The organism is Paenibacillus praedii, from assembly GCF_049725345.1.
Classification (GTDB): Bacteria; Bacillota; Bacilli; order Paenibacillales; family Paenibacillaceae; genus Pristimantibacillus.
The window spans coordinates 23,752-48,865 of sequence record NZ_JBMWAM010000030.1; the positions used below are offsets into that span (position 1 = coordinate 23,752).

Annotated in this window: 23 protein-coding genes; 18 read left to right on the plus strand and 5 right to left on the minus strand. The window is 42.6% G+C overall.

The window, feature by feature from the left end; all coding sequences use genetic code 11:
- Positions 1–79: 79 nt before the first annotated feature.
- From ACO9K6_RS20000 to ACO9K6_RS20025, 6 genes are all read left to right on the plus strand, one after another.
- Positions 80–1,891, plus strand: a complete 1,812-nt coding sequence (locus tag ACO9K6_RS20000) for a sensor histidine kinase (protein ID WP_424769303.1) — start codon at positions 80–82, stop codon at positions 1,889–1,891.
- 8 nt (positions 1,892–1,899) lie between these two features.
- The gene (locus ACO9K6_RS20005; RefSeq protein WP_424769304.1) at positions 1,900–3,147 is read left to right on the plus strand and encodes a response regulator; all 1,248 of its coding nucleotides are present in this window, start codon (positions 1,900–1,902) and stop codon (positions 3,145–3,147) included.
- Between the two features lie 131 nt (positions 3,148–3,278).
- The gene (locus ACO9K6_RS20010) at positions 3,279–4,637 is read left to right on the plus strand and encodes an ABC transporter substrate-binding protein (protein ID WP_424769305.1); all 1,359 of its coding nucleotides are present in this window, start codon (positions 3,279–3,281) and stop codon (positions 4,635–4,637) included.
- A gap of 82 nt (positions 4,638–4,719) precedes the next feature.
- Positions 4,720–5,661: a carbohydrate ABC transporter permease gene (locus ACO9K6_RS20015; protein WP_424769306.1), complete on the plus strand. Its 942-nt coding sequence runs from the start codon at positions 4,720–4,722 to the stop codon at positions 5,659–5,661.
- 18 nt (positions 5,662–5,679) lie between these two features.
- The gene (locus ACO9K6_RS20020) at positions 5,680–6,495 is read left to right on the plus strand and encodes a carbohydrate ABC transporter permease (RefSeq protein WP_424769307.1); all 816 of its coding nucleotides are present in this window, start codon (positions 5,680–5,682) and stop codon (positions 6,493–6,495) included.
- A 28-nt stretch (positions 6,496–6,523) separates the two neighbouring features.
- Complete coding sequence (locus ACO9K6_RS20025) at positions 6,524–8,452, plus strand: hypothetical protein (RefSeq protein ID WP_424769308.1); 1,929 nt, start codon at positions 6,524–6,526, stop codon at positions 8,450–8,452.
- 58 nt (positions 8,453–8,510) lie between these two features.
- Here the strand turns inward: ACO9K6_RS20025 and ACO9K6_RS20030 are convergent, their stop codons facing one another.
- Positions 8,511–9,329 carry a helix-turn-helix domain-containing protein gene (locus ACO9K6_RS20030; RefSeq protein ID WP_424769309.1) on the minus strand — a complete coding sequence of 273 codons (819 nt, stop codon included), beginning with the start codon at positions 9,327–9,329 and terminating at the stop codon, positions 8,511–8,513.
- Between the two features lie 76 nt (positions 9,330–9,405).
- On the opposite strand from ACO9K6_RS20030, the gene ACO9K6_RS20035 reads away from it, so the two are divergent.
- From ACO9K6_RS20035 to ACO9K6_RS20060, 6 genes are all read left to right on the plus strand, one after another.
- Positions 9,406–10,554 carry a Gfo/Idh/MocA family protein gene (locus ACO9K6_RS20035; protein WP_424769310.1) on the plus strand — a complete coding sequence of 383 codons (1,149 nt, stop codon included), beginning with the start codon at positions 9,406–9,408 and terminating at the stop codon, positions 10,552–10,554.
- A gap of 28 nt (positions 10,555–10,582) precedes the next feature.
- Positions 10,583–12,019, plus strand: coding sequence for an ABC transporter substrate-binding protein (locus ACO9K6_RS20040; RefSeq protein WP_424769311.1), 1,437 nt, complete (start codon positions 10,583–10,585; stop codon positions 12,017–12,019).
- Positions 12,020–12,154: 135 nt separating this feature from the next.
- Entirely contained in the window at positions 12,155–13,039 is an 885-nt protein-coding gene (locus tag ACO9K6_RS20045; protein ID WP_424769327.1) for a carbohydrate ABC transporter permease, read from the plus strand.
- On the plus strand, positions 13,036–13,872 hold the full coding sequence (locus ACO9K6_RS20050) for a carbohydrate ABC transporter permease (RefSeq protein WP_424769312.1): 837 nt from the start codon (positions 13,036–13,038) through the stop codon (positions 13,870–13,872). The genes ACO9K6_RS20045 and ACO9K6_RS20050 overlap by 4 nt, the downstream gene beginning before the upstream one ends.
- A gap of 560 nt (positions 13,873–14,432) precedes the next feature.
- A complete protein-coding gene (locus ACO9K6_RS20055; protein ID WP_424769328.1) occupies positions 14,433–14,966 on the plus strand; it encodes a hypothetical protein in 534 nt (177 codons plus the stop codon).
- A gap of 195 nt (positions 14,967–15,161) precedes the next feature.
- Positions 15,162–15,659 carry an NUDIX hydrolase gene (locus ACO9K6_RS20060; RefSeq protein ID WP_424769313.1) on the plus strand — a complete coding sequence of 166 codons (498 nt, stop codon included), beginning with the start codon at positions 15,162–15,164 and terminating at the stop codon, positions 15,657–15,659.
- Between the two features lie 24 nt (positions 15,660–15,683).
- Here ACO9K6_RS20060 and ACO9K6_RS20065 read toward each other — a convergent pair whose 3' ends face one another.
- The 4 genes from ACO9K6_RS20065 to ACO9K6_RS20080 all read right to left on the minus strand — a co-directional run bounded on the left by ACO9K6_RS20065 (position 15,684) and on the right by ACO9K6_RS20080 (position 20,871).
- Positions 15,684–16,610 (minus strand): DUF4362 domain-containing protein, encoded by a 927-nt coding sequence (locus ACO9K6_RS20065; protein WP_424769314.1) that lies wholly within the window; start codon positions 16,608–16,610, stop codon positions 15,684–15,686.
- A gap of 795 nt (positions 16,611–17,405) precedes the next feature.
- Positions 17,406–18,347 carry a polysaccharide deacetylase family protein gene (locus ACO9K6_RS20070; protein WP_424769315.1) on the minus strand — a complete coding sequence of 314 codons (942 nt, stop codon included), beginning with the start codon at positions 18,345–18,347 and terminating at the stop codon, positions 17,406–17,408.
- A 4-nt stretch (positions 18,348–18,351) separates the two neighbouring features.
- A complete protein-coding gene (locus ACO9K6_RS20075) occupies positions 18,352–19,722 on the minus strand; it encodes a glycosyltransferase family 2 protein (RefSeq protein WP_424769316.1) in 1,371 nt (456 codons plus the stop codon).
- 240 nt (positions 19,723–19,962) lie between these two features.
- Positions 19,963–20,871, minus strand: a complete 909-nt coding sequence (locus ACO9K6_RS20080; RefSeq protein WP_424769317.1) for a glycoside hydrolase family 16 protein — start codon at positions 20,869–20,871, stop codon at positions 19,963–19,965.
- 414 nt (positions 20,872–21,285) lie between these two features.
- Between ACO9K6_RS20080 and ACO9K6_RS20085 the strand changes: the two genes are divergently transcribed.
- The 6 genes from ACO9K6_RS20085 (at position 21,286) to ACO9K6_RS20110 (ending at position 24,931) form a co-directional block, all read left to right on the plus strand.
- Entirely contained in the window at positions 21,286–21,999 is a 714-nt protein-coding gene (locus ACO9K6_RS20085; protein WP_424769318.1) for a hypothetical protein, read from the plus strand.
- A 149-nt stretch (positions 22,000–22,148) separates the two neighbouring features.
- Positions 22,149–22,580 carry a hypothetical protein gene (locus tag ACO9K6_RS20090; RefSeq protein WP_424769319.1) on the plus strand — a complete coding sequence of 144 codons (432 nt, stop codon included), beginning with the start codon at positions 22,149–22,151 and terminating at the stop codon, positions 22,578–22,580.
- A gap of 183 nt (positions 22,581–22,763) precedes the next feature.
- On the plus strand, positions 22,764–23,210 hold the full coding sequence (locus tag ACO9K6_RS20095; RefSeq protein WP_424769320.1) for a hypothetical protein: 447 nt from the start codon (positions 22,764–22,766) through the stop codon (positions 23,208–23,210).
- Between the two features lie 148 nt (positions 23,211–23,358).
- Positions 23,359–23,544: a hypothetical protein gene (locus ACO9K6_RS20100; protein ID WP_424769321.1), complete on the plus strand. Its 186-nt coding sequence runs from the start codon at positions 23,359–23,361 to the stop codon at positions 23,542–23,544.
- A 220-nt stretch (positions 23,545–23,764) separates the two neighbouring features.
- The gene (locus tag ACO9K6_RS20105; protein WP_424769322.1) at positions 23,765–24,334 is read left to right on the plus strand and encodes a hypothetical protein; all 570 of its coding nucleotides are present in this window, start codon (positions 23,765–23,767) and stop codon (positions 24,332–24,334) included.
- Positions 24,335–24,589: 255 nt separating this feature from the next.
- Positions 24,590–24,931, plus strand: a complete 342-nt coding sequence (locus ACO9K6_RS20110; protein ID WP_424769323.1) for a hypothetical protein — start codon at positions 24,590–24,592, stop codon at positions 24,929–24,931.
- Positions 24,932–25,114 lie beyond the last annotated feature (183 nt).

Genomic DNA, 25,114 nt, shown 5'->3' on the forward strand with positions numbered 1-25,114 from the left:
TGCTGTCTTTATTCCATTGAATCGTATGGACGTTTGCTATTATATTTTTCTCACGAAGCGTTAGCAAAGGAGCAAAATCATGCTGATCAAAAAAACAGTCGATTATTTCTCCTTCCTGCAAAGATGGAGCTTGAAAAAAAAGTTGATTGTGTTTTACCTGCTGTTTCTAGTCATTCCGATGCTGCTTATGAATTTTGTTTCGTATCTGTACTCCACCCGACTGGTTCAAAAACAGGTGACCGACTCGCATGCGGTATTATCGGGTCAAATATCAGACTTGATCGAAGACCATCTAAAAGATATAGAGAAAATCTCTTCGTCCGTTTATTCCCCCAATTTGCTGGAGGTTGTAACCAGGGGGAAATATGTGGGCGATAATCCGATATACGTCAAGGATAATCGTGAGATGAACCGCTTTTTTTCCTATATCGTGAACGACATCGACGAGCTGGACGGCGTTTATGTGTTCACTGCCAACGGAAATAGCTTTTACAAATCGGTGATCGACCAAATGAAAGCTGTGTTTGAACCGCAAAACGAGCAATGGTACCGGAATTCCGAATTGCATATCGGAAAATCCGTCATTTCCGGTGTGCATCAGCCTTGGGCACTTCAGCTGTCTTCCGAGCGATACGTATTTTCAGTAGTAAAAACAATAAGAGGAATATCAGGAGACCGCATATGTACCATTCTTCTGGATCTTAAGCTAGATTCGATCGGAAACATTGTTGAGAAATATCAAAGACAATATGACAGTAGGATTCTGGTATTGGATGAGACCAACCGAGTCCTTCTTGGGGATGAATTATTTAAGACAGGTGCTCTGTTTGATGAAAGAGCCGTCCTTGATCCGATCCAATCTGGCCATACGCATGCGAATATCATTCTGGAAGGAAAAAGTAAGTTTCTTACCTATGAGGTTTCAGATGTAAGCGGTTGGAAGGTCATCAGTATAACGGAGAAGAGCATCATTAATAAAGAAATGGATCAATTGAGAAACGTCAATATTCTGGTTACATTCTCTTTCAGTATCCTCTCGCTGGGTTTCCTGCTTACGATTTATTTTACGAATTATAAACCAATTTTCAGGCTTAGACGGTCGATGAAACAGGTAGAAATCGGTGATTTCTCAGCACGTGCCGATCTTCCGGCTACGGACGAGATCGGCAGTCTCGGAAAAAGCTTTAATAATATGCTTGATAAGATTAACGATTTAATTGAAAGCGAATACAAAGCGGATCTGCGGAAGAAAGAGGCAGAGTTTATGGCGCTTCAAGCCCAAATAAACCCCCATTTTCTATATAACACACTGCAGCTTATCAGCAGCATGTCGGTTGTAAACGGCGTTCGTGAGATCGATCAAATCTCTCAATCACTGGCCGCTATGTTTCGCTACACGATTGAAACAACTGGAGACACGACCACAGTGGCAAATGAACTGGAGCATGTGCGACATTACTTATATATCCAAACGCTTAGGTTGAACGGGAATTTTGAAGTGACGACGGATATTGATGCAGGGGCGGAACGCTGTTCCATTGTGAAACTTACGCTCCAGCCGTTTGTTGAAAATATTTTCAAGCATGGTTTTAGACATATGAACGAGAAGGGGATGATTCGACTGATCATTAAGCGGCAGCGGAACCGTCTTGTGATCAAAATTATTGATAATGGCTGTGGTATGGACAGCGGCACGCTGCAAAAACTTAAGCGGCGTTTGTATGAAAATGCACCAGACGTGAAGAAAGGGCATTCGAGTATAGGCATCCATAATGTGGATAGCCGCTTAAAGCATTGTTATGGAGGTAAGTACCATATTTTTTTCAAAAGCATAGCAGGTATCGGTACCAAAATCCTGATTGTTCTTCCGATTTTATACCATGAAAGGTAGGGATCGTGATGTATAAGGCATTAATCGTCGACGATGAGATTTGGATTAAACGCAGTCTGAAGACACAAATCAATTGGGAGTCGCTTGGCGTTCACAACGTGTCAGAGGCATCAGACGGAGAGGAAGCTTATCGCATAGCCGTCGAATTGAAACCAGATATCATCATAACGGATGTGAAAATGCCGCGTATGGACGGTATTGAGCTCACGAAATTAATCACACACTCGATGCCATCCACCAAAGTTATCATTCTTAGCGGATATGCAGAATTTGAGCTGGTCAGACAAGCGCTCAGCCACCGCGTGGTCGATTACATCCTGAAGCCGATTAATGAAACGGAGCTTTATTCAGCCTTGCGAAGAAGCATTGAAGAAATCAGCAAGGAAAGGCAGCGGAACGAGAATGACTCCAGAATGTTGGCACTATTAAACCGGAGCCTCCCTCTGTGGAGCGAAAAATGCTTTTATGATCTGATCCACAATCAAGAATTGACCGAAGCCGACGGTAATGAGCTGGTAAATGCTCTTCAAGCACACGTTATGCGCGGCTCGTTCAGTGTTCTGATGATCAAAGACAGCACGGGTTGTTTAACGCTGGATGCAATCAAAGAGAAGTTCACCCGACATGCCGGAATCTACGTTAATAACGGATTTAGCCTGTCTCATTTTAAAATGAAGGAAGAGTTTCTGCACGTGATGGAAATGGAGATAAAGGGCGGTAACGAATACGCAGTGTTGGCCGAACGTTCGGAGATCATTCGGCAAGTATTGAACGGCAACGGAAGCCATGACGTTTTTGTTGGTGCAGGCGGCATCCGTACAGGGTGGCGGAACCTGGCAGGTTCCTATAGGGAGGCTGTCTATGCCTGCCGTCATGCAGCGTTAAACAAGGAACTTGGCGCGGTATCTTATCATGACCATTTTGGGAGAAAAGAAACGCACGAGGTGATCGAGGAGATTAAAACATACGTACAGGAGGCTTATGCCGATGAGATTACACTGGATCAGGTCGCTCATCGATTTTTCCTCAACTCCAGTTATTTGAGTCGTTTATTCAAGCAGGTAGCGGGAGAAAACTTCGTGAGTTACGTCACTCGAATCCGGATTGAAGAAGCGAACCGTCTATTGCTTCAAACCGATTTGCCAATTTATCAGGTAGCATACTCCGTCGGCTTTGAGAACACGAATTACTTTAGCAAAACGTTCAAAAAATATCGGGGCTACACGCCTGCCGAATGCAAAAAGCTTTATCGATAAGCAAAAACAATAGTAAAAAAATTACCCGGACACTGTAAAAATCGTTCATTCAATTTGAAAGCGGTTCCCCTCATGATAAAGGTATCCGGTTGAAGTCATCATTCAACCAAAAAACGCAGGGGGGTAATAACGTGAAGAAATGGATGAGGTCGGCCAGTTCATTCATACTGGTAGCCGTAGTGCTCGCACTAGCGGCATGCGGCGGCAACAATGCTGGAAACAGCAGCAGCAACGGCAACACGGAAGGCACGGCAAACAACGGAGAGGCAGCGGGGGCAGAGAAAGGCGAGAAATTTACACTCTCACTATGGACGATTTCGGACAATGCGGACCCCATGACCAACCTGGCACTTGGAAAAGCGATCGAATTGTTCAAGCAGGAATATCCGAATGGCGAAATTAAAGTTGAAGGCAAAGGAAGGCCGGAGCAGCTATACGATCAGCTTAATATAGCCGTGAGCGGCGGGAATGCGCCGGACCTGTTCTGGTCGAATGTCGGTCAAAACGTATCCTTCTATGTAAAAAACGGGAAGGTTGAAAGTCTAGATAAATATGCACAGCAATACGGATGGTATGAAGCCTATCCGGAATCGGCGACGAGTTACCAAAAGAGATTTCTGGGTGATTTCTATGCGCTTCCCGGCAACTACAATGCGATGGGGATTTGGTATAAGAAAGACATTTTCGAAAAATATAGTTTGTCGGAACCGAAGACCTATGATGAATTGCTTCAAATTGCGTCTACTCTGAAAGAAAACGGTGTGATCCCGATGGTCATGGCCGGTAAATGGCCGGCGCTCGTTACCCGTCTCTTCGATGGCATACTGGAAATGGAAGCGGGGGCGGAGCTCCATGACAAGCTCTTGCTCGGGGAAGCAAAATTCAACTCACCTGAAGTGGTTGAAGCCTTCCGCAAGCTGAAGGAGGACTGGGTCGACAACAAGTATTTCCAGGAAGGCTACTTATCAAATGAAGAAGCGCAAACCAACAATCTGTGGTATTCCGGCAAAGCGGCCATGTGGTATTCGGGTTCTTGGGAGTTCGGAAACCTTAGAAATAATAAACAGGATGTCGAAGGATACGATTTCTTTCCCTTCCCTACCGGTGTCGAGCCTTACCGGATCGTTGCATTCGGCGACGGCTACTACATGTCTTCCGAATCCAAGTACAAAGATGAGGCTGCCGCGTTCCTGAACGCTATGAGCACATTGGAGGCCCAACGCATCACCCTCCAACAAAATCCAGAAAGCTCATCAGCTCGTATCGGTGCCATCGACCTGGATAAAGTAAACGATACGAAGAAAAAAATAGTCGAGCTGCTGCAAAACTCCGGTTCATATGTACCGACCAACGAAATGGGAACCGAGCCGCGATTGACCGATGTGCTGTTTGATGTTCAGACGCGCGTGCTGACGGGTGAAATCAGCCCACAGGAAGCTGCCGACATTCTAGATGAGAAAGCAGCAGAGTTCGGCTGGTATAAAGAGTAGGCTGCAGGGTTTCTGACAGTTCGTCGCAGCGTAAGGCAACGCTGCGACCGGCTGTACCTAAAATGCCAGAGAGGAGGAGAACATGAAGAATGAGGCTGTCGATATCAAACCGGTGCAGCAGCGAACGCCAGCCGGCTTAAAGAAGACTGGGTTGACGGCATTCGCAACACCTTACCTTTTTCTGCTGCCTGCCCTGCTGGTATACTGTGCGATCGTTATTTATCCGATTCTCAATTCGTTGTGGCTAACCATGTATCAATGGGATGGCGTCAATCCGGTTAAAAAGTTTGTTGGGCTTGATAACTTCGTCTACCTGTTTACGAAGGACCCGGTCTTTTACATCGCCTTGAAAAACAACCTGAAGTGGAGTGTTGCATCTCTGATCCTTCCGGTGACAATGGGACTGGTATTCGCACTTCTTTTCAATACAGCGAGAAGAGGCTTCTCCTTTTTCCGCGGTGCCTTTTATTTTCCGGCCACGCTATCGCTTATCATTATTGGCACAATCTGGACCTGGATGTACGATCCGAACTTTGGACTGATCAACAACTTCCTGAAGCTAATTTCCGGCGGGAATTGGTCGTTCGATTGGTTCGGTAATCCTCCCAATACGATATTTTTTGTTGTTCTCGCGGCCTCATGGGCATACAGCGGTATTTGCATGCTCATGTTCATGTCCGGACTGCAGGCGATTTCCAAGGATATTTATGAATCAGCCGTTATCGACGGTGTGAATCGCCTGCAAAAGCTGATTTACATCACACTGCCTCTTCTCAAAAATACGCTGAATGTCGTGTTAGTGACGACCCTTGTAAATTCGTTTCAGGTATTCGATATCATATTTGTTATGACGAACGGTGGTCCTGGAAGAGCGACGAACGTGCTTGCGAGTTGGTCGTATGCCCAGGTGTTTACTTATCACGATATGGGGAGAGGAACAGCGATTGCTTGGGTACTTGCTTTCATCGTTCTTTTCATATCGATTTTCTCCAACCGACTATCCTCAAAAAACAATGACTATTAACAGGAGGATACCAGAGCGATGAAGATCAAAAGTGGAATCCTCTATGCATTGATGAGCCTGTTCATTGCGATGTGGTTAATGCCGTTCGTGTACATCTTGTTTACTGCGCTTAAGTCGCCGGATGAGTATTTTAGTAGCCATCCCTTGGCATTTCCTAAGGTTATTTTCTGGGAAAATTTCCAAAAAGCTTATGTTGTGTTGGATTCTTACTTCATCAACAACGTAAAACTCGTGCTGATTTGTCTTCCTCTTATTCTTTTGCTCGCCTCCATGGCCGCATATGCTTTAGCGAGGCTTTCCTTTGCGGGAAAAGAGTTCTGGGCAATCTTTTTTATCATCGGTATGATGGTGCCGCTCAGCATTACCATTGTTCCGATCTATATTATGTTCAAAAACTTAGGGCTGCTCAATACACACACTGCATTGGTGCTGGCGATGGTTGCCTTCGGGCTGCCGTTTTCCATCTTTCTGATGAGAGCATACTTCCTTAGCATCCCTAAAGAAATAGAGGAGTCCGCGAAAATCGACGGCTGCCGCAATTGGGGAATTTACACCCGGATCATTATTCCGATTTCGCAGCCGATTTTGATTACGGCAGCGATATTCAACTTCATGGGCGTATGGAACGATTTCTTTTTCTCTTATACCTTTATCCAAGATACCGATAAACTCACACTCAATGTCGGCCTGCTTGCTTTTACGAAACAGTTTGTGACCGAATACAATTCGCTTACCGCCGGTATGATTCTCATTATTTTGCCTTCGTTTCTATTGTTCGTTATCTTCCAACGATACATCATGGCAAGGACGAACGATGGTGCAGTAAAAGGCTAATTTCAGATGCGACAGGAGGATATATTTTATGAAAAAATATTCAATAAGCCTTGACCCTGAACAGGAAAAAGGGGGGATCTCGAGACTGCTGTTTGGACACAACCTGGAGCATACCAGAAGCAGCGTGTGGAAAGGGATTTCGGCGCAAATGATTCGCAACCGCAAATTCGCCGGAAAGCCGAGCCAGATTACGGGGCAAGCAATGGAATGGTATGCCATCGGCATTGACAGCGCAAGGTTTCTGCTCGACGGCAAGCATGCTTATACCCATCATTATCAGTCCAAATCGATGAACCGATGGAATGAAATTCATTGCCAAAGAATGTTCAATCCGATCGAAGGCCATCGCTGCGGCATCGGTCAGGATCGACTTGCCTTTTTTGAAGGAATTGAATACGAGGTGCGTGTGGCGCTCAAGGGCGACGGTGGGATTCCTGTAGATATCACCATTAAGGACAGCCTTGGAGAGACGATTCATTTCGAAACGGTTCAGGCATTGGATGAAGATTGGATGCTTCATGTATTTACATTCATTTCTTCAAAGACGGATGAGGATGGCCGTATCGAAATCTCGTTCAGCAGGAAGGGCATAGCTAACGTTGGTGCTGTGTCTCTAATGCCGGCCGATAATGAATGGGGACTCCGCAAGGATGTAATTAAATTGCTGGAGGAAATCGGCGCTCCCGTTCTGCGCTGGCCTGGAGGCAACTTCGCAGGTGATTACAGGTGGCAGGACGGGCTGCTTGAAACGGACCGGCGTGCGCCCCTCAATTCGTTTATGGAAAACGAAACACTTCCGCATACGGGCGGATTTGATTTCCATGAAATCGGAATTGATGAGTTCATTGCCCTTTGCCGAAAAGTAGGAGCCGAGCCGTTTATTTCATTTAATATTGCATGGGACTCTCCGGAAGAGTGCGCTTCATGGGTGGAGTATTGTAATGGCTCTGCGGATACTGTATGGGGAAAACTCCGCATGGAACGCGGCTATGCAGAGCCATACAGGGTCAAATATTGGTCGCTAGGCAATGAACTGGGCTATTCCCATATGGAAGGCCCGAATGACCCGGAGGAATATGCAAGTAAGGTGAATGACACCGTACTTGCCGTAAAAGCCGCCGATGACTCGATCATACTCTGCTCATCAGGACTTTGGTCCAACGACGAATGGTTCTCGAAAGGGCTCACCCAGTTTGGAGAAAACGTTGCATTAATTTCTCATCACAGCTATACGCCATTTGATCCGCAGGGTCATGCACCGGAAGGAATGGAGGTCTGGCTGGGGGGGGAGAGCGGAGACAAAGCATTTCTAAAACTAGCTTCAATGGCGGATCGGGAATCAGAAATGATCCGGGAGATCCGGGAAAAGATGAACGAGACTCTTCCAAATGGCGCGAACATTGGTATCTCATTCGATGAGTGGAACGTATGGTATGCGTGGTATCGTAGGCCCGGCATAGTAGAGGGGATATATACGGCTTCGATGCTCAATATGTTCTGCCGGGATGCTGAGAGATTGGGGATCGAAATAGGCTGCTTCTTTGAACCAGTTAATGAAGGAGCGATCATTGTCCGAGAGGGAAATTCTTTCCTGACACCGATGGGACAGGTGATGTCTCTGTTTAAGCGGCATTATGATCAACGTGCGATCGAGGTCACGCCATCGCTAACGGATGGTATTCTGGACGCTGCTGGTTCGCTGAATCAAGAGAGAAGCAGCTTGACGCTGACCGTCGTAAATCGGAGCCCTGTTGAAGCTGCAGAAATCATTATAAATGCTGATGGATCGGGTATATTGGGAAAAACGTCCTGTACGCTTCTCAAAGCCGACGATTATGTCCTGGATGCCGCTTTTACGGAGGACCACTTCACAGTAGAGGCGGATCAGAATAACAGCCTCAAGCTTATGCTGCCTAAGCACAGTGTGATTATGTTGGAAATCCCTCTGTCGGTCTAGCGATCTGATGAGAAGGGCCGGGAGAGTATTCTTCCGGCCACATTTTTAAGGATTAGGATTAGTGAAAAAAGCTTTTCTTCACGTCTTTCGGTGTCAGGTGTTTTATTTTTTTAAAACATTTTAGGAAGTAAAAATAATCTTTAAATCCCGATTTATTAGCTGCATCCGCGATCGTCTCACCTAACATTAGCAGTTGATACGCATGATCGATGCGAAGCTCAATAACCTTTTGTTTAATGGTTGTTTTAAATTGTTTTTTGAAATTAATGTTGAGCTGTCTGTAACTTAAACCGAAACGATCTTCGAACACCTCCGCAGTCAGCTCTTCTGTCAGGTTAGTCAGAATAAATTGAAAAATTTCATCGCCCATTCGGTTGTTACGAGTATTTAGTACCTGTCTCTTTTGCATATGGAAGCTAATTTGATGTAGTGCAGCTTGCAGCTGAATATTCAAAAAATGATTATCGACCAGCTCGGAACGATATTGGTCGTACATGTAGTGAAACGTTTTGAACAGGTCGGTGTCCTTTGGTATTTGTCCGAAGACCGGCAAGGCGATTCTGCTCGAATCGATTTCAAGGGGGATATCGATGGCTTCTCCCTGCATTGCAAAATGAATGAATGACACATCATGCTCATCAATCTCGATACCGCTGTGGTACTGATTCGGCGGCATGAGGAAATAATCCCCCACCATTGCTTTTCCGCTGTATCTTCCTAATTTAACCGTGCGCTCTCCTGAATGCACTATACCGATCACCCAATAGGGAAGCACGCGGTTTGGGTGCTTGTTAATGGCGGAGATCCGACCGATCGTTTCGATCATTGCATCGCCTTTCAACCTAAACCAAGGATAGGAAGTCTGTGAGATGTGCATGGAATTAACATCCTTAAAATTCATATTTGAAGACAAGTATATTTTAATAAAAAAAATCACTTTGTGGAGGACTTCAATGAAAAATAAAAAAATTAGAGTAGCACTTGTAGGTCTCAGATTTGGCGCAGAATTTGTTCCGATTTATCTTCATCATCCAAATGTGGAGTACCTGGCGATTTGTGACAGCAATCCCGACACGGTGAAGGAAATTGGCGATAAATTTCAAGTGGAACGCAGATTTACGGATATGAATGATATTTTGGCATCGGATGAATACGACGCAGTTCACCTCGTTACGCCTGTAACGCACCATGGACCGCATTCCGTGGCCGTTCTGAAATCAGGCAAACACTGCGCATGCACGATTCCTATGGGACTATCGCTTGACGAGGTTAATGCGGTTCTTGAGGCAAAAAGGGAATCCGGTAAAAATTATATGATGATGGAAACGGCTGTTTTTTCTCGTGAATATTTATACGTCAAGCAATTGTACGAAACCGGGGAGTTGGGAAAAATCCAGTTTCTGCGCTGCGCCCACTATCAGGATATGGATGGATGGCCAGATTATTGGAAGGGCTTTCCTCCGCTCATGCATCCAACGCATGCGCTGGGACCAGTGCTTGATTTGATTGGCAAACGTCCCACGAAAGTGCATTGCTTCGGTTCAGGCAGCATGCGGGATGAATTGGTTCAAAAGTACGGGAATCCATATCCGATTGAAACTGCAATCTACCAGCTGGAGGATTCCGATGTGGCGGTGGAGTTGACGCGGACCATGTTTCATACGGCAAGAGCTTATTCTGAAAGCTTCAATGTATACGGCGAAAAAGCGACGTTTGAGTGGCAACAAATGGAAGATGAGAAGCCAATCATTATGCGCATGGGCGAATTGACGGAGCACAGAGGGCGTCCTATTACCTGGGAGCGGGTGGATATTCCAGACCGTCCGGAAAGTTTGCCGAAAGAGATCCAACGGTTCACGACACGGGGAGTATATGATGAAAGCAATCCGCACCTCTCCTTTCTCCAAGGCGGCGGACACGGCGGATCGCATCCTCATCTGGTTCATGAATTTATCAGCAGTATAGTGGAGGAAAGGCCGCCTCACGTTGACGAAGAGAAAGCGGCTGTGTGGACGGCGGCCGGTATTTGCGCACATGAGTCGGCCATGAACGGCGGCAAGGAAGTCATCATTCCGGACTTTGAATTAACGAAGAAAAAGTAAGACATTCTCTATGTGAGGGGCTGGAAAAATGAGTTTGTCAAAAATGGGTTTTATTCTATTGTCGATCGTCATGATTATGGGATTGATCGCTTGCAGCAATGCAGGCTCGAACAAGCAAGCCGTTTCCGAAACCGGTAATACCAATGCACAAACGGATACCAATGGCTCACAAACAGAGAAGGAAACAGCGGATAAGGGCCCTGTCAAATTACGCTATATGGTATGGGGGAGTCCGAATGAGAAAAAGGCCGTTGAGGATTATTCGAAGAAATACATGGAGCTTAATCCGGAAGTTACGATCGAAATCATTCATGTGCCCAATGACGATTATGATACGAAAGTAGCCACCATGGTAGCCGGTAACGATGCACCGGACTTGGCTTATATGTCAGAGGGCCAGGCGTATGAATTAGCAAAGGAAGGCAAGCTGTATAACGTGTTCGAACAATTGGAGAGCGATCCGGATTTTAATCTGAATAACTACGCCCCAAACACCTGGTTTGAGTGGGAACCCGGCAAAGCGCTTGGAAGACGTATTGGCATTGGTGCGATGGGAATGTACTACAATAAAACCGTATTTGAAAAAGCGGGAATTGAGCCTTTGCCTCGCAGTCTGGAGGATACCATGGCTTGGGATCAGTTTGTGGAGCTGGCCAAACAGCTGACAGTTGATCAGAGTGGCAAAACGGCGCTGGATCCTGATTTTGATCCGACGAAAATAAAGCAATACGGTGTGATGTTTGAAACATGGTGGGCGAACTATCTGCCGCTTGTGCTCTCGAATGGCGGAGGATATGTGTCTGACGACGGGATGAGCTTTGGCCTCTCAGAGCCGGAAGCCTATGAAGCTATTCAAAAAATGGCGGATTTGATCAATGTCCATCATGTGGCTCCCAACCCAGTTCAGTTGAAGAGCCTTCCGAATCTTGCAACCTCACTGCAGACCGGGAAGGCGGCAATGGTTTTCGGCGGTAACTGGCTGACGCTGGATTTAAGTGCGGCCAAAGCCAATTTTGGTTATGGCCTGTACCCAAGAATGAAAGAGAATGCAGCGGTGATTCTTGCGTCTCCGGTCGTCATCTTTAATTCTACCAAAAATATTGACCAAGTCTGGAAATTTTACAAGTTCGCCGCCGATCCGGGCTCAGCCATCGGTATTTATTCGGACGGACTTTCCATACCTGTTTTAAAGGAATGGCTTACCGACGAAGAAAAGCTGAATCAATGGGCGGTGAATGACAAGCATCCGGACGGTTATATTGATGTCATGATCAAGCCGTTATTCGAAGAGAGTACCAAACCGGGTCCTGCGGATTTGTTGAAAAACTATGCGAAAATCGACACCATCGTAACGCCTGCTCTTGATAACGTATGGCAAGGCAAGCAAACAGCCGAGGATGCTATGAATGAAATTAAACCTAAGGTAGAACCGTTACTGGAGGGCGTGTACGAGTGGTCGCATTAATTCTATTCTGATCGGATGGCCGTGGCAGGCATTGCATATCTGCCTGCCACGGATTTTGAACAAGGTAGGTGAACCATGGCAGAGGCCGGGCTGATTGCAGCGCAGGTGCATAATCATTCCGTAAAAAAGAAGAGAATGAAAAAAGAAATGTGGTGGGGAATTTTATTCGCGCTGCCCGCCATATTAGGTTTTCTACTGTTTACATTAGGTCCGATGCTGGCCAGCTTGGTATTGACATTTACGGATCTCAGGCTCGTTAACACGCCTAAGTTTATTGGACTCGAAAATTATATTCAAATGTTCCGCAGCAGTGACGGGCTGTTTTACAAATCTTTGTCCTCTACCTTTAAGTATGTATTTATGAGCATTCCGCTTAACATCGTGTTTACTTTTTTCCTCGCCATACTTATGAATCAGAAAATATGGGGGAAAGCGCTTTTTCGTACGGTGTTTTATTTGCCTACGATTGTTCCGGTATTTGCGTCTTCGATGATATGGATCTGGATTTTAGATCCCGATCTTGGGCTTTTAAACAATCTGCTGAAATCGGTAGGACTTCCAACGAGCATGTGGATTTATTCCGCGGACACTGTTATACCATCCCTTGTCGTAATGGGATTATGGACGACAGGAAATACAATGGTTATCTTTCTGGCAGGTTTACAGGGTATTCCTAATCATCTTTATGAGGCAATCGAAGTTGACGGTGGAAACAGGCTTCACAAATTGCTTTATATTACGATTCCGATGATGACCCCAACCATTTTCTTTAATCTCGTCCTGGGCTTTGTTGGCGGCTTCCAGATCTTTGCCGAGGCCTACATCATGACGGAGGGCGGTCCAAACAACTCCAGCCTATTTATTGTCTTTTACCTGTACAGGGAAGCATTCCAACTCTCGAATATGGCTTATGCCAGCACGGTAGCCTGGTTCCTTTTCATTATTATTATGATTTTCACTTATATTGTTTTTAAAACCTCCCAAAAGTGGGTCTACTATGAAGGTGAGGGGAACAAATGATTAGGATGGTTCGAATCGGTTCCAAGATGCTGGTCTACCTGGTTTTGGCGGCAGGAAGCATCATGTGTCTACTGCCCTTTTACTGGATGTTCAGAAGCTCGCTGATGACCCTGGATCAGATCTTTGTCATACCACCCATATGGATACCGTCCCCCATTGAGTTCGGGAATTATGTAGATGCCTTGACTCTATTTCCTTTCCACACGTATTTCATCAATACGCTAACGATTGTCGTGTTGAGTGTCCTCGGTACAGTGCTGACAAGCAGTCTGGCCGCATACAGTTTTGCACGGTTGAGTTGGCCGGGCCGTGACAAAATGTTTGCACTTATCTTGACTAGTCTCATGCTGCCGACTGCAGCCACTTTGATCCCTACCTTTCTGGGATGGAGATCCGTGGGTGCCATTAATACCTTCTTCCCGCTTATTCTGCCGTCCTGGTTTGGCGGGGGGGCATTTAACATCTTCTTGTTGAGGCAGTTTTTTAGGACTATACCGAAAGAATTAGACGAAGCGGCACTGATTGATGGAGCGGGCCTATTCCGGATTTATACGCAAATTTTGCTGCCGTTAATAAAGCCTGCACTGATCGTCGTAGGTTTGTTCGCATTCCTATATCATTGGAATGATTTCCTTGCGCCAATCATCTACCTGAACTCGGAGAGCAATTATACGCTGGCGATAGGTCTGCAGCAATTCAAAGGACAGTTTAATGCCCAATGGAACTATATGATGGCAGCCGCTACCGTTGTCATTTTGCCGACCATCCTTGTTTTCCTGATTGGACAGAAGTATTTTATTGAGGGCATTACTTTAACAGGCTTGAAAGGGTAACAGAGTGAAGGCAGCAATGGCTTTATCTGACCAGATGCGCTATACCGGAATACCTCGGAAACGGAAGCTCTGAACATACTAAAACATTCATGGCTTTTTGCCGCATCCCCAACATGAAAGTAGAGTTTAGCGCAGCACATTCTCCTCCATACTGAGTAATACTGCGATTGGACAGAAATACGTGGTTCTTTTTGGTGGTTCGACCCCGTCACTAAAACTGTGAGCATTCGTTCTGTGAACAACCCCATGCTGGTTTCGGCGCTGTATGGCTGAATGACCGCGGACAGAAAAATGGAGAATTAGAACGAATGCGCCAATCGTTAGGATTATTCGATTGGAGGATTTGGTTATAGAGACATTGATTACTCGTTGTGCCGGATTGGACGTTCATCAAGAAACGAGTGTAGTCTGCGTGTTGACTGGTGAAGCGGAGGAAACCGGTGTACAACATGCTGGAAGGCTAAATTGATATTGCCCTAGCCAACGCGCAGCGGATCAAGAATGTCCCCGGACGCAAAACGGATGTCGGCGACGCCGAATGGATCGCCAAACTCTTGCGGGTGGGGTTAATCGAGAAAAGCTTTGTTCCGTCCGAGGACCTCCGAGAACTACGTGATCTCACACGCTTGCGCAAAAAGCGGATCGGCAACTTAACGGCTGAGAAAAATCGCATTCAAAAGGTACTGGAAGCTTCGAATGTAAAACTCGGCACGGTGATTTCAGATGTATTTGGCGTATCCGGCCGCAACTTGCTGGAACGGTTAATCGCGCAAGGTGATGTCGACCCCGACGACATCGAGCAGTGGGTTCACGGTAACGTCAAGCGTAATGTCGCTCGTGTAGCCGAATCACTCTATGGAACGCTCAACACGCACCAGATACTCATGATTCGCAATTACTGGGAACATATTGCCTTTCTCGAGCAATCTATCGCTGCGCTTGATGCAGAGATCGACGCTCATCTTCAACCCTACAAAGAAGCATACGAGTTGATTCAAACCATCCCAGGGGTAAGTGACATAAAGGCTAGACTTTCACAGAAAAAAGTGGAGGAAGAGGTTAAGTCACTTGGTGTTGATGTCTTAGAAAAATAAACTATTAGACCGAAAAATGAAGTTGTAGACCGGGGAAATATAGTTGTAGACTGAGAAAATAAAGTTTTAGACTGACAGTGCCATTAAGCTAACGGGCAGGATAACGCAATAACTTCTGTTAGGAATAAGCAGGAACTTAGACATTTTTACACGAATAATCATAAGAATTCTATCTCTTCCTAAGGAGCAATCATCTTGGGTTATATTATGGAATTAAGACGACATATAGGCACACACCCCATAATCATGGTTGGTGCATGTGTGTTATTAACCGACGATAAAAATCGCTTATTATTACAACGTAGAACGGACAATGGTTTATGGGGTTTACCAGGAGGATCATTAGAGCCAGGAGAGAGCCTCCCAGAGGTAGCTAAGAGAGAACTATTTGAGGAGACAGGTTTAATCGCGAACTCATTAACAATGTTTGATGTGTTTTCAGGCAACGAGTTTTATTACAAATATCCTCATGGTGACGAAGTGTATAATGTTGTTACCGCTTATCTATGTAATGATTATATCGGCACTTTAGAAAAGGATGGAGAAGAAGTGATGGAATTACGCTTTTTTGATTCTAAGGAAATTCCATCTGAAATCAGTCCACCCGATTTGCCAATCATCAAGCAATACCTGTTAAGCGATAGTTCAACCATACCAAGGAGCAAAGTGCTGCTCCCATTTTCATTTAAGTAACGGGCAGATTTGCTCAACAAAACGTTACCCCAGCGGCTCGGTGTTGTCGTAATATGAATTGTCATTGGGAAACAGGGACACTTTTTCGGTTTCAACCGCTTCGGCCGTCGGTTCTGGCGCATCCTCGGGGACGGTCAGAATATACCTTTGACCTTTGTTTTGGCATCCAGTTGTAACGTAAAGAGTATGTCCTTCCTCCGTCCGCTGATGCTCGATTTTCGCGCATTCCGTTTTGGAGACGCCTTTGTCGCTTCCCGCAAAAGCTTCTTCGCTGTTGTCATACACATATTGCAGCTTGGTGCCGTTCGTCAGCAAATAGATATAGATCGGATCACCTTCGATCGTTAACGATGTTATTTTCAGTTGATCGGCCTGATGATCGGTGAAGTTGCTTATAAAGCTCTCCAACTTGGCGAGGTTATAGGTTTTAACGTGTGTGATGTAAATCTCATCGCCGAGCAACTGTTCGATTGAGCTTTCAATTTTGGAGTGGTAAGCGGTTCGTTCCTGGGGACGGTCTCCGCTCACATTGTGCTGGTAGAGGATCAGCACGTTTTTGATGTCATAAAATATAGGCAAGTTCAAGTCCATCATCTTTGTTTGATCCGCGAAATCGAGCCTCGCCTTTCTCGTTCCTTCGGCGTTGTCATACACATACACCATGATCTTCTCGTTGCCTGGGAGCGCATAATTAAAAGGCTTCACCTTATTCAATTCAAAATAGGAGTCCGCGGGATCAGCCGTCAACTCCACTCCGTTCGCCTTTAAGGTTTCGACCGTGTCCTGTTCGTTTAACAAAGTTTCTTTGTATACAAGTTCTCCGCTCGTGGCGGCAGGCGGAGAGGTAGATATCGCTGTCGGCTCCTCTCCGCAACCGACAAGCCCGAGGAGAAGAGCCGCCATACCGAACAGAATCATCAGACAATTGCCTAAGCCCCATTTTTCACGCATCTTTTCCACCCTTTCCAGATCTAACAATATAGACGCAGGCGGGCATTGGTTAGTTACACTTTGTCTCCTTGAACTTCTTTGAATGGAGTTACCTTCTGTGTTGAGCTGCTTCCTCTGTCGTTCCGCTAACGAACAGAATAATTCAAGACGGAGTTGGATAGACTGCTTTTAATTTGAGGGCATCAATGGGTATGATAGTCCAATCACCGTCACTAGGGGAATAATGATAATAACGTTATAACTTGTAACAAGGGACTGATTTGAAATTGAAGACTTGGGCGAAACTGATTGGTTATTCGTTAGCAATGACGATAATGCTTTATCTAACGGTCATCTTGATTCCCGAAACATTGAGAATAAATGAGAACATTGCAAGAGCGCTCTTTATTGTTGTCGTGGCTGTATTTTTGCTGTATCAAGGGACAAATGGTTGGTCAAAATTACGTCCGCCATTATTGGAGTAATTCTGTTTCTTAGCTTAATTGTTCTGTTCGTGCCTTAGGGCAATAAAAGAGAAGTTCTATTCAAAGAAACCACTCCATGGTCAGGAGTGGTTTCGTCTTTATATACTGATGTAGATTTTGTGGTCAAACCGTACTTTGAGCTTAGATACATTACGGTGAGCCGTATCATAAGTAAATGAGGTTTTATCATTCATTCATATTTTTCGTTTGAGCAAAAGAACAAGGGCAAATGAGTTCGAAGAGGAGTCTTACTCTAATGGATTAAACAAAATGAGGCAAACATTAGTGCAAGATGATATAAGGGAAGGTGCCCGGCACCTTCCTTTTTCAACTACCTTTGTAAAGATACATCCTTATTTTGCTCTATAATATATATGAAATCTTCCATATTATAAAATGGATATATGGCATACCTAGGGATTTCCAGGATGTGCTGAGATGGTTCAGCGTATCCTGGACTGACGGTAAAGGCCATCTTAAATTTCAGTTCTTTTAATATATCTAGCGTATTGGCATCATACTCACCATAGGGTGCTGCAAAAGTTTTTGAATGTCCCAACCATTCATTTGCTTTGGCAAGATCCTCTTGTATTTTTTCACAATCATATAATTTTAAGTAGGTGACTCCGTTGTCATCCCTGTGATGAAGGGAATGCGTATGGTTTCCATAATCAAACACATCAGATGCCTCTTTCAGTTCATCAATACTTGCATATTGAAGAAGGGAGGAGTCATATGAAACGGTTCTTTCTGTAATTAATCCGGTAATGATTAATTGAACTGCAGAAAATTCATGTTTTTTCAAAACAGGATAAGCAAACTCAAACACATTTTTATATCCGTCATCGAATGTAATCAATACACTTTTTGCTGGAACCTTCTTTTGATTGGTAATAAATAGTTCAAATTCTTTTAACGATAAAACAGTATAGTTTTGTTCCTTCAAATAATTCATTTGTTTGGTAAACTCCTCCAAAGTTACGACCATATCAATCAGTTTTCCGTTTTTTGTAAAATGGTGTTTTTTTAATTGACTCTTCGGAATAATATGGTGATACATTAGAACGGTTACTTTGTCAGCACTTTCTTCTACTTCAAAAAAATCACGATTAACTGAAATTGGAGAAACATTCAAATTACTTAATGATTGTTTGGCCGACACAGGTGGCAGTCCAAAGTTAAGGACATAATTGAAAAGCAGATAACATAGAGGAGTAAAAACAGCTATGAAAAAAACAGTAAATAATAGATTGGGGATGACGTATTTTTTCATTCCATTACCCCCTCGAGTGTATCTTCATGTTGGCCTTGTCGCCAGTATCAAGTATAATTGGCTTTCCTATTCGTTCTGAACGGCTCCATCCATCTTTATCAAGAAAATAGAGAACGGTTCCAAGAGTAACAAAAAATAACCCTGTAATTCGATAGAAGATGACTTCAATTGGAAGAAAGAAAACTAATGAAACAAGGTCTCTTAAACTATAAAAATGTCCGAATCTCCTTGCTACAATCAATGTAGCAATATCTTGCATGATTGCTAATACAATTGACATGATTAGTAGAATTAATGATAACTTCAAGTGGTTTAATGTGGAAAGAACGATGATTGGAACAAAAAGGGTTGGATATGCAGAAATAGTTCCGAGTAAAAGAGAATCTAAAAATAAGTAGGTGGACACTCTGAGATTCAATTTCTTATAAAATGACTTGCGGTATGTAATGACACAGTCAACAAACGCTTTTTGCCAACGTATACGCTGTCTAAATAAATTTTTAAAGCTTGCAGGACATTCAGTATAACAAACTGCTTCAGGTACGAAAACAATCCGTTTTCCTTTCAAAACAGTGCCGATTAATTCTTGGATTCGTAGTGTAATATCCATATCTTCACCAACCGTTTTTCTGTAGCCTTTTGCTTGAATTAGTATACTTCTTCGGAAGGCACCGAAGGCTCCAGCTATAACCGTAATGGATGAAAATTTTGATTGGGTGGTTTTATGTAAATAAAAGGCGCACAAATATTGAACAACTTGATAGCGAATGAGGCCAGGTAGTTTAAAACAAGGGATTAGTTTCTGTCCACTAAATCTAAATCCTTGTACAATGTTCACCAATCCACCTGCTGCTACTACAGAGTCTTCTGTAAACGTTAGGTTCATTTCGTTTAATGAGTTTGACTCGAGAATGCTATCGGCGTCTAAAGTGATCACGATTTCATTCTTAGCGAAGTCTATCCCGGTATTGAGTGAGTCTGCCTTTCCACCGTTTTCTTTATCAATCACCCAAATATAGGGATATTTTTGCGACTGGTAAACATCCCTTACTTTCTCATATTTCAGCACCCCTTGTTTGGGTTTTGAGGTTTTAACAAGCATAAGGAGTTTGTTGAATGTTTCAAGTGAGTCATCAGTAGAGCCATCATTTATAAATAGAATCTCTAAATTATTGTAGTTCACATTGAGAATTCCAATTAGGCAGTTTTCAATGACAAGTGTCTCGTTATATGCAGGAATCAGTATGCTAATTCCTTTTTCTTTTATTGGATAAGCTCTCTTTTGTGAGTTGCTTGTATAAAGCGGAATAAAAATATATAGGATATGGAACAAAATAAAAAGGCAGAATAGAATCATTGAGATAGTTAATATCATAGAAAATTTCTCCAACTTTCATAAAAGGGATTTTATGAAGGATAATAAAGGTATTTTTGTGTTCTTTAATTATTATTCAACTGTTCTTTATTTAGAACTATTGATTAAAAAAAATTAGCAACTTATTTGCTGCTGTAGAGCATAATTATTAAGCAATAAAGATGAATTTATTTATTTTATCTATAGAAATTATTATCATGTCAGATACTTTTGAAAGAATAAGACTTAGTTATCTTCAGCTCACTCTTCATTGCCCTTAAAGACCCTTACATAATCTATTTCAAAACTGACAGGAAATACCGTAGTATGGTCTGGAGATCCGGGCCAGTTTCCCCCAATCGCCGTATTTAAGTATAAATACATTTTTTCACTTGGAATGTTCTTTACTGTTTTGAATCTTTCCTCATCGTCGATTAACCACGTAATAGAATGTGGGGTCCACTCAATACTAAATGTATGGAAGTCTTTCGAAAAATTTGCACCTGTAAAGGCGCTAGATTCACTTTTTAAAGTTCCGTCCTTACCTAACCAATGTGAAACCATCCATACTTGATCAGGCTGGTGGCCAAGCATTTCCATAATATCTATTTCTGGAAGCCAAGTATTTTCCTTATCAGTCATCATCCAAAAGGCTGGGAATATCCCTTGACCTGCTGGGAGTTTAGCCCTCATTTCTGCTTTCCCATATAAAAAATCAAAATTTCCTTTCGTTTGGACAGCCCCAGATGTGTAATCCTTTCCTTTATATCTTTCATTTTTGCTGATTAACTTTAAAACACCATCTTCGACTTTGACGTTATTCGGGGAGTAATATTGTAGTTCATTGTTTTTTTCTGCTGACCAATCTTCAATATTCCATTTACTGGGGTCTAGGCAGTTGTTTTCAAATTCATCTTGCCAAATTAATTTCCAATTGCCTTGGCTAGCATTTGAAATACGATTATTAGATTCGCGAAACCTGTTAGCATCTTCCTCACAACCACCACCTTTATTCAATGGCAGGTTTGTTTTAATAGCGTTTTGAGTGATTGGCTCATTTTGAGATATGAGGTTTTTGGCATCTTTTGTGTTAGAAAAGAAATTTAAATAGACAAGTAGAATAATGGAAATTGATAAAAGGATAAAAAGGAATTTATTAAATATGTTCATAAATCGGCTTCTTTCTCCCAAAAAAGGTTGTATTAAAAAGATATTTAAATTTTATTAAAAACGAATTATCACTAATTTAATAAATAATAAGTTTAAGCAAGGTGTAAACAAAGGTATGTTAGTTAAGCTTGTAATATTTATGTTTTTGGTAAGAACAATATTCATTAATATGGAAATTTAATAATTGTTAGGGATAGTGGGGAATCTGCTAACTTTTTGAATCTCATTTTGAGTCGTAACGGTGAAGCGTATCACAAGTAACGCCTAGATCATTAAGCTAACGGGAAACGTTAGTTCAGCAATCCAGGAGCAGTTTGCCGCCGAGGTAGCTGCTCCTTTTGTCGTTAAGCTAAAGGGCAGGATTGCGCAACATTACTTCGTAGTTTCCGTCTAAATTATTGAGTGGATAAGGGGGTGGTTAATATTAATCGTGCTGCATTGATATTGATCTTTTTAAGTATTATTTTAGTTGGATGCGTAAGATCCACCGAGTCATTTCAGGGACAAATCGAGGACGTCAAAGCGGATAGTTTTGTCGTCAATTGTTCAGAAGGAGTGAACAAAGGAAAAAAAGGCGCCATCAATGACATCGGGTACGGGTGCCCTGTTCAATTTACAGATCAGACGACTTTTCGCGATGAAAGCGGAAAATCTTTAACGATGAACGACTTTTCGTCAGGATTAACCGTCAAAGTTGTTCTTACGAAACCAGTGAATATCAGGGGGAGTATTGAAAAGGAAAAGTCGGTCGTTCTTACCGCAAAAGAAATGGTATTGTTAACTCGCGAAGTAGTTACCTCAAAAGAGGACATTATTCACGCATTGGTTAAACAAGGTCTCACTGTAACAAATGGCGAAAGAAACCTAAAAAGCGACTTGCAAGTGACACTGAGAGGTATAGAGCCACAGGTTTATATAGTAAATGGCGAAGAATTGATACTTTATCATTTTCCTTCCGAGCACGAACAGCAGGAAGGATGGGCTGAATTCCCAGCAACAGCGGAAGGGGTAGCATATAAAAATTACAACATTGATTCATTTTTACTTTTATTCAAGTACGGGGAAGAAGTGGATACGGAAATTCCTACAAAGATACAGCATGCTGTTAATGAGCTAGCAAAGTATTAGGCGGTGCTTCGGACGTTAAATTGTTAAGCTAACAGAGTACGATAGTTAAATAAAGGAAACTAACGAGGCTACCGCGAATATGTACGGCAGCTTCGTTAAGCTAAAGGGCAGATGAACTCAATAGTTAACATTTGTATGGGGGCTTATTAATGGACGTAGAAGATCAAGCTCTGCTTTTTAACCTGTTGCACGATGGGACAATCGAAAGAATTGCCACTTTTAAACACGGTTATAAATTATCAATTGATATACCTTATTTAGCGGAGAAGTTGGACCCGACTTTCCAACATATATTCGTCGATCTTAGATATGTCGAAGTCTTCTACTTTGAAATGTCGGATTCTAGCTCAAATATATTTAAAGTCAATGAGCTTATTGATCTACAACTTGAAATTCTTGAAGCTGACCAGGAAAGTGACCGAGTAAAGGTATTTTGTCGTTCAAGCGAGAAAGACCTTGTTGGGTTTCTGATCTTTAAAACGTCACAGATTGAAATACAAGATCCTGATGGTAATACGATCGGAATTAGTAAACTCCAACGGCTATGTAGCGAGTATTGGGATATGTTAGGTAAACGCTGAAAAGCATGAGTTATTCAGCTAATGGGAGACGATAGTTAAATAAAGGAAATTAACGAGGCTGCCACGAAATTTGTATGGCAACCTCGTTAAGCTAACAGGCAGGATAGCTGAATGACTTGTAATCCTGAAATTGAGCAACAAATGCAATAAATTATTCGTTAAAGTATGACGAGGTGATATGAAATGACGAAAATGATTAGCTGCATCTTAATGTTAGTATTAGTGGTGTCCATGATATTTGCTGGGTGTTCATCAATAGAAAAAAATGCAGATACTGTGACTCAAAGTGTAGAAGCATCTGATTTTGTTCTCGAAGTAACAACGCCAACTGCTATAGATACTGGTGAAGCAATAAAAGTAAAAGGAACTCTAAAATATACTGGTGTTGAACCCATTGGAGTTTCCCATGGAGAACCAATAATTCGTTTTTTCTTTTCTGGCAGTAACGAAGAGCGTAGTTATTCGGATAAGGGATATTTAACAGAATTTAAGTCAGGACAAATAGTTGAAGTTGAAGATGAATTTATAGCAACGAAAAAAGGGAAACAAAATCTCTTTGTAAAAATTGACGGATTCAGTTCTAAGGATATCTCATTAACAATGAATCCAATTAAAATTCTTGTTAAATAATCTTAGTGATATTCAGCTAACGGGTACGATAGTTAAATAAAGGAAATCAAGGAGGCTGCCACGCAATTTTATGGCAGCCTCGTTACGCTAAAGGGCAGTATAGTGCAATCCCTAACGATAAAAAATTACAATTCTTGAGGTGACTGGGTTGAATAATGATATAGAAAAATTGATTGCTTTTATTTTTGATGCACATGCAAGAGACGACGAAATTGACGACGCTGTTTTGGATCTATCTAAATCTGATGATGACCATGTGATACATACTCTGTTGAAAGTCGCTAATGATCCTAAATTTGATGAGATGATTAGAGCTAGTGCAGGGGAATCCTGAAATCTGGATTAGAAAAAATATAGTCGATTATCAACAATTAGGGAGTCTGACAGGGATCGCTTTGAATGAAGCACTGGCTTTGATCAAGTCTAACCGAAGTGACTGGTACACGTATTTTCTGACATTAAGGGAGAATATCTAATCTGAGCAGACGATCCACGGTTGCTGTTCAACTATAGGGCAGGATAGTTTAAGATAATTGGGTTGAGGAAGTGACTCAATGGAAAGTGAAGAAAAAGAGAAATACGATTTAGTCAGGGCATTCCCACGTGAATTAATCAAAGACGTACGGCAAGTGTTGGACATTATTCCCCAGACAACACATCTTACTTTTTCTTATTCTGAGGAACTGAAGTTATCGGGGGAAACCCTAAATATTCCGTCCCGAATTTATTACGATGAACCTATTCAGTTACAAATATCGTCTCTAACGGTTGAACAACAAACCATTCTTTACACCTTGTACACACGTCACCACAACGGCTATATACGGGAAAACAATGTAAAGAATGCATTATCTAAGGTAACGGAGTGTTCATGGGTAACAGCTTATTTGATGCTCATAATTGGGGAATATGTAGAGGAGATTTTACAGGTTATCTATCAAAACCGTTCATTGCTTAACGCCGACTTCATAAAAACCTTTGTAGGTGAAAACCCCAAACTTTATCGAACAATTCAAAGTCGAGTGGTGAGTTATTGGAATTGTTATTATCGATGGAAGTATCCTAAACGTGAACAATACGTCGGGTTTCAAGTCCTGGAACATTTGAACCGTTTATTAAACTAACGGGACACGATAGTGGAGGAGTTTGCTTCAGGCAGCTCTTCATTGGGTTCATTGAAGTAACGGGCAGTTATGTTGCATTTTGTATCAATTATTACCCACCATCTGAAAGCAACTTTATAACAAAATACAGCGTCAAATACTAATAGGACGAAAACTTTCAGAACTGGTGGGATCACTTTGCGTGCAGTCAAACACATAATCCTGTGGATTACTTCTGTTACTTTATTTACACTGGCGTTCCTGGGAGTAGAGCTAATGGAAGGGTACAAAATTGGTACAAGCGAATATTACGGTTTACGAAATATTGGCTTTATTTTTGTCTCTATGATTTTCCTTTTTTCCACTGTCATCTACCCCGTTTTTCTCTGGCCACTGTCCTGGGTGGTTGGAAAGATCACAAACCCTTTTATCGGTCGCGTATTAATATTAATACTGAGTGGTATTGGAGGGTATGCGTTATTTTACAAGGCATACGATGAACGTTTTATAAGGGAATATGACTTGAACAGTATTACCGCCATCATTTTTTTCAGTATTGCTGGTATCATCTACATTCTGGTGGATTACTTTTTAGAACGCCGTGTAAATAAGGGATAATAATATTTGATGGGCTTGCTGATTGAAAGGGCGTGGATCGGTAGCCCTTTGTTGCGCTAACGGGCAGTTTAACACAACATAGTTGACCGAGAAAGCATAGTTTATTTAAGTTTCATAATTGATTAAGGAGTGTTCTGGATTTCAACTGACTTTACTTTTATCTTCTCAGTAATCCAAGCATCA